Consider the following 8,249-nt stretch of genomic DNA (forward strand, 5'->3'; position numbering starts at 1 on the left):
CGGACCTATCTTTTTTTACCATAATCCAGTCAAATCCTTATTCGATCAGGCTTTGAGCGGGGTTGTCACCCCGCCAGCTTCAGAGACTCTTTCCACTGAGAGGTATTCGCGAAAATCGTTGCGGATTTGGGCGAGTTCTAACTGTTCTATCTCTGTTAAGGATTCTAAGGATAAAAAATTTGTGTAGGTGTCATTATTAAGCTGCTCTTGGAATTTCAAAAATTGACTGACTTCACCGAGCGTTATATTTTTGGCGTTAATAGTTGTTGTCATGTTTGATAGTTATTTAAGTTTTAATTATAATTAAAACATGACCCTAATTCAAATATAGGTTTGTAGTAAGGACTTTACTTATTTCAATCTTGGAATTAAGGACTTTAGTCCAATGGCACTGAAAAAGTCTCAATCACCTAGACTGTTTACCTTTTAAGATAGAGCGAGGTTCCTGCATCCGACGATACGGCTTCGGTCTGCATTTCAAAACTCTAGGTTCGGAACGATTGGGTCGAATCGTGAGTAAATTAGTTGCCACCTGCTCCAACAACAATTGATGCCATTGTCGCTGTTGGCGTTTTCCTGTAGTTGCCAACAGCGTCAAGAACTGATTAAACTGCTGCCGAGTCGATTGGAATGAGAGTTGAAAAGCGGTATCTTCGTCAGAAGATACCGCTTGCCACATTATGGTACGCAATAAAGTGTAAGCCAATAAGTGTGTCCAGATATCTTTTCTTACCATTGCCGGAGTTTTAGCTGTTAACATCTCCATTTTTAATGTTGTTTTGAGATAGCGTAAATTGACTTCGGCGGCTAACCAGCGAAGTCCATATAGCCGAGTTAATTGTTGAACATTGTATTGTTTAGCATCCATCAATGTTGTGACTACAATAATACGCTCGTCTCGAAAGCCACGGCGTTGAATACGCAAGCAGACTTCCCGAACGATGAAATTAGAGGGCAATGCCTCAAATTCCTCGTTACTCATGTGTTTGGGACACTGCTGGGGCTTATCCCCGACAACTTGATGGTCGCCAATTCCCAACTTCTTGCCCCGTCGAAAGTCCGTCTTACGAAGATGATTTTTCCGAAAAACAGCGTTCGCTCCCTGCTGTTTTACCAAAACCAAATCGACATAATTGCCATAAGCTCGATCCGCTAATATCACATCGTCGGGAAGTAAATTTGCATAAAGCAGACGGCTCATCACAATCTCACTCGTCGCCAACGAAGCAATACCAGCCGATACCACTGCTCCTGTCAGCAGTGAAAAGAGCACTACCATTTTCGCCATCGGAAATCCACACCCAGTTTTTTGATTGCTGTGTTGCGGATACTCGGCTTGATTGGCTGCAGTATCACTCATTAACACCGTTGTCCCATCTAGTACCCGTACCCGCAATCCACACCATTGTTTTTCTGTTGGAACTTGCTTTTCTAGAGCTTCTGCGACTACGGGTACTAACTGTTGGACGAGTCTTTCGGGTAGTCGTTGACGAGCTTTACTGTAAGCCCCTGTGTCTGAAGAAGGAGGCTTGACTCCGGCTACACTCAGCCAGGTACTCATCCGCTTCACTGCTTGACTGAGACTTTTGTCTGGGTCTAATACTTGCGATACCATCGCCCATAAGGTCACTATTGGTGTGTAGACACTGCTGTAATACCTCACGTTCTCGTTGGCCAGAAGCTCTTGGACTTGAGACTCTGGTAGCAGTTCTTTCCAGGGTAAGGCGACACTCTGTAAAAATTTTTGCTTGAGAATGGACGCACGATTTGGCATACTAGAGGCAGATATTTTGGTTTGTAAGGCAATTATCTATGTATATCTTGCCTTACAGATTTTTTTTTGCTCACTTTTTCAGCGCCATTGGACTAAAGTCCTTACTACGAACCTAATCTATCCTTTCCATCACAATCCCATCAACTATTTCATAACCCCAATTAAAATAATGTCGATTTGCCAACTGCTCGGCCATGTCATATTCGCCCAAGTTGCAGAGTTCAACTAACATTTGATATGCTTCATCTCTTTCTCGCTGCAACCTTTCCTCCCGCAGGTTTTCTCTCTCTTTCTCAGAAGGATTTGGTCGCTCTTCCCCCAGCGGATTGATATCGCTAATTCGTTTCATATCAGCCTCATTAAAAAGGGATAGATTCTACGATTTCGCCGTCAACTATTTCGTAGCCCCAGTCGGGGTTTGCAGCGATTTGTTTTTCAACTATACTTCTGCCCAGAGGAGTTTGGTAAGCTTTTTGCAAAGAGGAAATACTGGGAATTTCGGCGGGAGTTGGCGATGTTGTTTCAGCAAGTTTCGGCAGTGCTGGAATCTGGTCAGATGTGGATTGATTGAGGGCTAATTGCGGCGCGATAGCCCCTAACTTCCGCATAACGCTATCCTTGGTGATTTGCGGTTTTTCGTTGAAGGAAGACGGCAGATATGGTGTGTTAACGCCCTGCTGTTTTGCTTTGAGTGCATCATCGGCAAGGCGATCGCACTTTCGCAAAAATCCCTCCCACAAATCCTTGCCCAAAACCGGGTTTCTCAAATCAGCACGGGCTTTAGATACTGCTGCTTCCAGCGGTTCGCCTTTGTGCACGTAATACTGAATTCTCTCTTCTTCAAAAGCAGGATAAGGCACTTCTGGTTCGATTTCCCAATCTCGCTTAACTTTCTGACTTTCTCCTAAAGGGATTCCGGCGATAAATTCCTCCCAAAAAGTCGAGGTTAAGCCTTTTGTCATGCTGTCAATAATTTTAAATGCCCATCCAGAAGCATTGCCAAATCCTAAGTTGCGCTCTTGAGCATATGCTTCTAAGGCTCGTTGAAAATTGTGCAGTTCTTCTTGGGAATTCCAAGGGCCGCTAAATCGGTAATTCGGGGTGACAGCAACGGCTATTTGCTGGCGGGGTTGCCCGAAATATTTGTCGGTTTTAACTACATGATTTGGGGGTGATGTTTCGCGGAAAATTTCTACAGGGTGATTGTTGTTTTCGCGACTTATCGGTGTTATAGTATCTGGCGGATTCGGTGTCCAAAAGTTATTGAGTTTTTCCTCGAAAGCGTCAATGTCCGCCCAGAGTTCTAGGGTGTCTGTGTTGGGAGTCGTTAATTTTTCTTTCAGGAGCGATCGCACTTTGAGCAGGCGTCTCGCGAGTTCTTGTTCTTCGTGATTTAAACCGGTGGCTTTTTCAATTTCGCTGCTGTTGGTTTTTACCCATTCGGCAGAGTGGGACTTTTGTGATTGCCATTGTAATAATTGGCAAAGAAAAATGCTCGCCGCGACTCCGCCGGTAATGGGGGCGAGTTTGGGATAGTAGATGGCGGGATTTCCTAGATTTCCTAAAAATATTCCTATTTTCATTTTGTATATTCTTAATTCCCTTGAATCTTAGGGTTATTATTGGCGCAGCTTAGCTTGCATTCTAGGGGGCGCATCGGGCCAACTTACCTCGACTAAACTAGCAGGTAGAAACTTAAGATTTTCTTTAAGCTTCTGTCTATTCCTGACTGAATGGAGTTTCTAGAGTAAAAACGGGGATCGCTTATTCGATCGCCTGATTGACAGGACTGAGTTAAACGTAATAATAAATTATTTACTGTACAGCTTCTGCCAAAATGAATCCAGAACGCCAAGAGGCTTATTTGAACTTAATCGAGCGAGTGCTTACCTGTCCCAACGGCCAAGAGCCAGAGGTTTTGAGTTCGTGTTCCGATTTAATTGATGCGGGATTTGTGCAAATGCTAATCCAGATATCGGCTTCAATGGCGCGCGAAGGTGACGAAGATACTGCTAATTTTTTAGTGCAACTTGCTCGTTTGCTGGGGAAATCTTTGGGTTTGTCGCCGGATTTGAGGTCGGCTGGGTACAGTAGTGCAAAGGGGTAGAGAATAGTTGCGATCGCCTCGTTGTATCATGTTTTGAAAAATCAGGGCGATTCCCTACCCTTTGCGATAGCTTAGCTTCACCTAAATTTTAAATGCAGCGATGGCTTTACAGTTTATATTCGAGAGGCTCGCAAAACTCATTCACCCCAGTTTTAAATACATAAATAATCACCGAAGTCACCAAAATATCAGGGCAAGTTTTTGCTGCAACTAAATCTCTAAAGGCTGCATTCAATTGTCCGTTTGCCAACTCTTCTTTAACCTCGGATTTGCAGATAGCAACGCGGCATCTTTTGGCTAATCCGTCTAACCAATTTTCTGATATATTCGGTTCTTGTCCGGCTTGAATTGCTAGAGATATCGCTGCATCCTCGATGTTACCTTCGCAATCTTCGATTGCGTCTAGGGCTTTTAGGGCTTCGGGATATTCGGCTAATTGCGAGCGAAACTGGGCCATTTGTTGGGAGGTAATAATCATCATATTATTTTCCTGTGTTCTCTGCTGGCGGGACAAGTTTAGCAATTAAAGTTGATATTATAGCATTTTTTGGAGTGAAGGTGGAATTGGGCGATCGAACCTCATTACATTTTCAACTAATATTTTTGACTTCGCAATAGTCCGCCTGGGGTTGGAACCCGTGTCAAAGCTTAAGTGCTCTGGCATACGAATGATGTTAAATGCGATCGATATGTGGCATTAACGCCCTAGCCCGCCTGATGTTTAAACCCATTTCAAAGCTTAACTGTTTTTGCAGAGGACTGATGTTAAATTAGATTAGTTTCGTCGCTACTTGACAAAAAGCAGCGCTAAAATAGGTTTGCAGAACTCATATTTCTAGGGATTTGGGAAAAATGACAACCGTTACTTTAAACTTAGATACTGTCGAACTAACAGACGAACAGTTTTACCGTTTATGCCAGATGAATCGAGATTGGCAATTTGAACGGACTGCTAAAGGATAAATTATCATTATGTCACCAGTAGGCGGAGTCAGCGGCAATCGAGAAGCCGATTTAATTGGCTTGGTTTGGATATGGAATCAACAAACGCAGTTAGGGAGAGTGTTTAGTTCTTCAACAATTTTTCGGTTGCCCAATAATGGCGATCGATCGCCTGATGCCGCTTGCGTTATGTTAGAAAGATGGTCGGCTTTAACAGCAGAAGAACAAGAGAAATTTCCGCCAATTTGTCCTGATTTTGCCATTGAATTGCGTGAAGCGAAGCTATCCCGAAGGGAATCGCCCCCAGACCCGCTGCGGCCGCTTCAGGAGAAAATGCAGGAGTATCTAAACAGTGGTTTACGCTTGGGTTGGCTGATTAATCCTCTAGACGAACAAGTGGAGATTTATCGCCATTCTCGCGAAGTAGAGATTGTACAATTTCCTGTAAGTTTATCGGGAGAAGATGTCTGGCCCGGATTTGTGCTTAATTTGCCCATGATTTGATATTGCCTCAAACTTTTTCTGTTTCCAACTGTATTTTCTTCGGACAAATATCATCATCGTACCAACCAGTCAAAGCCACCGCCAAAGCATCCGCCGCATCGTCGGGTTTCGGAATATAACCTAACTCTAACTCCCGCGCCACTGCTTCTTGCACTTCAGATTTATCCGCATTACCGCGCCCTGTCAAAGCTTGCTTAATTTGAGCCGGCGTAAACTCGAACAGCGGCACTCCACACTGCGCTAATACCAGTGTCAAAACACCCCGCGCTTGCGCTACAAGTATGGTATTTCCCATCTTGTAAAAAAACAATTTTTCGGCAATTGCTACATCTGGTTTAATCTCTTCAATTACCGCGTGCAAATCGTCGTAAATTGTTTTCAAACGCTGGCCCATTTCTTGTTTGGGCGTTGTTTGTATGACGCCGCAATCAATCATGGAAACAAAGTTTTCATCTTGCTTGCCGGGGACAACTTGACAGCAAATTGCCCCGTAGCCGAGATTTGCTAAACCGGGATCTAATCCTAAAATTCGTTTTTCCATTGCCCGAATTAGTAATTGGAAATGGGGCAGGAGGCATTAAAAATTTGGGAAATGTTTCCTCACCCCCCATTACCAATTACCAATTATTAATTACCCCTCAGTTGTTTCTAGACCGAATACCCGATCGAACACTTTAGTCACTTTATACCCCGAATCTATTGATTCTAGAGGGTCTTTCCGCAACCGGTGCCGCAAACACAGAGTCATCACGCGGCGAATATCGTCTACAGTTACCTCTGTGCGACATTCTAAGGCCGTGAAAGCTTTCGCAGCCCGATTCGTCACCAAATCGCCCCGCAGTCCGTCAACGTCCAATTCCGCGCAAACTTGGGAGATTTTTACCCGCAACTCTCGATCGATAGTTACCGATTTCAACCTTTCCTGAGCTTCCACCAACCTCTGCTGCAGTTCATCTTGTTCGCGCTGGTATTTCGCGAGAAACTCCGCTGGATTTTGGTCAAAACTCGATCGCTGTTCGACAATTTCTACTCTTAAATTCGGGTCTTTCACAGTCCGAATTTCTGCGTGCATCCCGAATCTGTCGAGCAACTGCGGCCGCAATTCTCCTTCTTCTGGATTCCCGGAACCGATGAGAATAAACTTAGCCGGGTGGCGGATCGAAATGCCTTCTCTTTCAACAGTATTCCAACCGCTGGCGGCAGAATCGAGCAAAACATCGACTAAATGATCGTCGAGCAAATTGACTTCATCAACGTACAGAATGCCGCGGTTAGCTTTAGCCAAAAGACCGGGTTCAAAAGCTTTAACACCTTCCGACAAAGCTTTCTCGATGTCGATCGTACCGCAAACTCGGTCTTCGGTAGCGCCCAGAGGCAAGTCTACCATTTGGACTTTCTTGCGCGCGATTTTAATGTCAGTTTGAGATAAAGTGCGATCGCGCACCTCATCGCTCATCAAATCTGGATCGCTGGGATGACTGTTAAAAGGATCGTCAGCCACCACCTCAATTTCCGGCAGCAAATCAGTGAGGGCGCGGATTGTGGTAGATTTACCAGTACCTCGATCGCCCATAATCATCACCCCGCCAATTTTGGGATCGATGACATTCAACAGCAGCGCCAGTTTCATCTCCTCCTGGCCAACAATTGCAGTGAAGGGAAAAACAGCGCGGCGGGCTGGAGTAGCGGTAACGGTTGGTAGAGCGCCCGCATTTAGGGTATTGCTGACTTCGGCAGTAGGACTCACAGGATAACTCAAAATATAATAATTGCTTGTTTATTGTGACATACAAGCGGACAACAGTCGATCGGCAGCCTTGAAATCCAAGTGCAGAGTTTGTGTGATTCCTCTCAAAACGCTGCCAAAAACAGACTATTTCTGAGACACAGAACGCGCCCACTCTAAAATTTGTTGCTGACGTTCATCAGACAAACGTTCAACCATCGCAGCTAATAGTTCCGATATAGACAACCAACGCCTTTCTTTCGACTTCCAAACAACTAAAAACTGCTCGGTAGACAGAGTACAAAAAGCTATCGTTTCGCCAGAGCGCTCGCTAAATTCTATTTCGTAATTTCCATCATCATAACAATCTACAATAGCCCGTCTAGCAGCTAGGTGTAAATTAGATTCAGGCAATGTTACTAACAATTCTACTTATAGTCATTTCAAATAAGTATGAGACTATTTAGAAATCAGGTAAAATTAATAAAAATAGTGAAGCCGCTAGGAAAATGTCTTACAGTATTGATTTAAGAAAAAGAGTAGTGGATTATGTAGAAAATGGCGGTCGTATCGCTCAAGCAACCGGACTTTTTCAGGTAGGAAGAGCAACGATATATCGGTGGCTGGGTCGGAATGACCTTAGAGCCACTCAGGTAAAAAGACGTAAGAGAAAGCTAGATTGGCAAGCTTTAGAAAACGATGTAAAAGAGAACCCAGATGCCAGATTAATCGACCGAGCCAAGAAGTTTGGGGTCAGACCAAGTGCCATATCTTATGCTCTTAAAGAAATGAAAATTACTCGAAAAAAAAAAACTTCTTTATCAGGAAAGAAACGGAGAATCAAGAATGAAATACTACAGATATCTCCGAGAATTAATTAAAGTATCGGGAAGTCAAAGTCGGGTTTTTATTGATGAGTCAGGATTTGAAGAGTTTCAAGATTGTGCATTTGGCTGGTCAAAAAAAGGCAAAAAAATCTGGGGTGAAAAGTCAGGAAAACGGGGAAAAAGAGAAAATCTAGTAGCCGGAAGAAGGAAAGGAAAAAAGGACTTAATTGCCCCAATGGTTTTTACGGGCAGCCTCAATGCAGAAGGTTTTGAAGGGTGGTTATCTTTATATTTATTAGACATCTCCCAAAACTCGCAAAGCTTATCTGGCAAAGGCTTTGCGAATTATAACTCTTCTCAAAAATCTCT

General features: G+C 43.8%; 9 protein-coding genes and 2 pseudogenes. 3 read left to right on the forward strand and 8 right to left on the reverse strand.

All coding sequences use genetic code 11. The features are described 5' to 3' along the window. Positions 1-45: 45 nt before the first annotated feature. The 4 genes from QUA23_RS30285 to QUA23_RS30300 all read right to left on the reverse strand — a co-directional run bounded on the left by QUA23_RS30285 (position 46) and on the right by QUA23_RS30300 (position 3,357). Positions 46-273: a hypothetical protein gene (locus QUA23_RS30285; protein ID WP_333079573.1), complete on the reverse strand. Its 228-nt coding sequence runs from the start codon at positions 271-273 to the stop codon at positions 46-48. 133 nt (positions 274-406) lie between these two features. Further along, positions 407-1,774, reverse strand: a complete 1,368-nt coding sequence (locus QUA23_RS30290; RefSeq protein WP_333079574.1) for an IS4 family transposase — start codon at positions 1,772-1,774, stop codon at positions 407-409. 112 nt (positions 1,775-1,886) lie between these two features. After that, complete coding sequence (locus QUA23_RS30295; RefSeq protein WP_333079575.1) at positions 1,887-2,123, reverse strand: hypothetical protein; 237 nt, start codon at positions 2,121-2,123, stop codon at positions 1,887-1,889. 10 nt (positions 2,124-2,133) lie between these two features. Then, the gene (locus tag QUA23_RS30300; protein WP_333079577.1) at positions 2,134-3,357 is read right to left on the reverse strand and encodes a hypothetical protein; all 1,224 of its coding nucleotides are present in this window, start codon (positions 3,355-3,357) and stop codon (positions 2,134-2,136) included. Between the two features lie 254 nt (positions 3,358-3,611). On the opposite strand from QUA23_RS30300, the gene QUA23_RS30305 reads away from it, so the two are divergent. Then, positions 3,612-3,881 carry a hypothetical protein gene (locus QUA23_RS30305; protein WP_333060518.1) on the forward strand — a complete coding sequence of 90 codons (270 nt, stop codon included), beginning with the start codon at positions 3,612-3,614 and terminating at the stop codon, positions 3,879-3,881. A 106-nt stretch (positions 3,882-3,987) separates the two neighbouring features. Here the strand turns inward: QUA23_RS30305 and QUA23_RS30310 are convergent, their stop codons facing one another. After that, positions 3,988-4,362, reverse strand: a complete 375-nt coding sequence (locus QUA23_RS30310; RefSeq protein WP_333079578.1) for a hypothetical protein — start codon at positions 4,360-4,362, stop codon at positions 3,988-3,990. Between the two features lie 371 nt (positions 4,363-4,733). On the opposite strand from QUA23_RS30310, the pseudogene QUA23_RS30315 reads away from it, so the two are divergent. After that, positions 4,734-5,327: pseudogene (locus QUA23_RS30315) on the forward strand (Uma2 family endonuclease). A gap of 7 nt (positions 5,328-5,334) precedes the next feature. On the opposite strand, the gene ruvC reads toward QUA23_RS30315, so the two are convergent. From ruvC to QUA23_RS30330, 3 genes are all read right to left on the reverse strand, one after another. Then, entirely contained in the window at positions 5,335-5,868 is a 534-nt protein-coding gene (gene ruvC, locus QUA23_RS30320) for a crossover junction endodeoxyribonuclease RuvC (protein WP_333079580.1), read from the reverse strand. Between the two features lie 90 nt (positions 5,869-5,958). Then, positions 5,959-7,074, reverse strand: coding sequence for a magnesium chelatase ATPase subunit I (gene bchI / locus QUA23_RS30325; RefSeq protein ID WP_333079581.1), 1,116 nt, complete (start codon positions 7,072-7,074; stop codon positions 5,959-5,961). Between the two features lie 126 nt (positions 7,075-7,200). After that, entirely contained in the window at positions 7,201-7,479 is a 279-nt protein-coding gene (locus QUA23_RS30330; protein ID WP_333079582.1) for a DUF4926 domain-containing protein, read from the reverse strand. 83 nt (positions 7,480-7,562) lie between these two features. Here QUA23_RS30330 and QUA23_RS30335 point away from each other — a divergent pair. Next, positions 7,563-8,178, forward strand: a pseudogene (locus QUA23_RS30335) (IS630 transposase-related protein); the annotation flags it as partial. Between the last annotated feature and the right edge of the window lie 71 nt (positions 8,179-8,249).

Origin of the sequence: Microcoleus sp. Pol1C5 (assembly GCF_036701115.1) — a bacterium.
Classification (GTDB): domain Bacteria; phylum Cyanobacteriota; class Cyanobacteriia; order Cyanobacteriales; family Microcoleaceae; genus Microcoleus.

Excerpts from the sequence above, each read along its gene's own strand:
- QUA23_RS30285 (WP_333079573.1), bottom strand. The coding sequence starts at position 273 with ATGACAACAACTATTAACGCCAAAAATATAACGCTCGGTGAAGTCAGT.
- QUA23_RS30290 (WP_333079574.1), bottom strand. The coding sequence starts at position 1,774 with ATGCCAAATCGTGCGTCCATTCTCAAGCAAAAATTTTTACAGAGTGTC.
- QUA23_RS30295 (WP_333079575.1), bottom strand. The coding sequence starts at position 2,123 with ATGAAACGAATTAGCGATATCAATCCGCTGGGGGAAGAGCGACCAAAT.
- QUA23_RS30300 (WP_333079577.1), bottom strand. The coding sequence starts at position 3,357 with ATGAAAATAGGAATATTTTTAGGAAATCTAGGAAATCCCGCCATCTAC.
- QUA23_RS30305 (WP_333060518.1), top strand. The coding sequence starts at position 3,612 with ATGAATCCAGAACGCCAAGAGGCTTATTTGAACTTAATCGAGCGAGTG.
- QUA23_RS30310 (WP_333079578.1), bottom strand. The coding sequence starts at position 4,362 with ATGATGATTATTACCTCCCAACAAATGGCCCAGTTTCGCTCGCAATTA.
- ruvC (WP_333079580.1), bottom strand. The coding sequence starts at position 5,868 with ATGGAAAAACGAATTTTAGGATTAGATCCCGGTTTAGCAAATCTCGGC.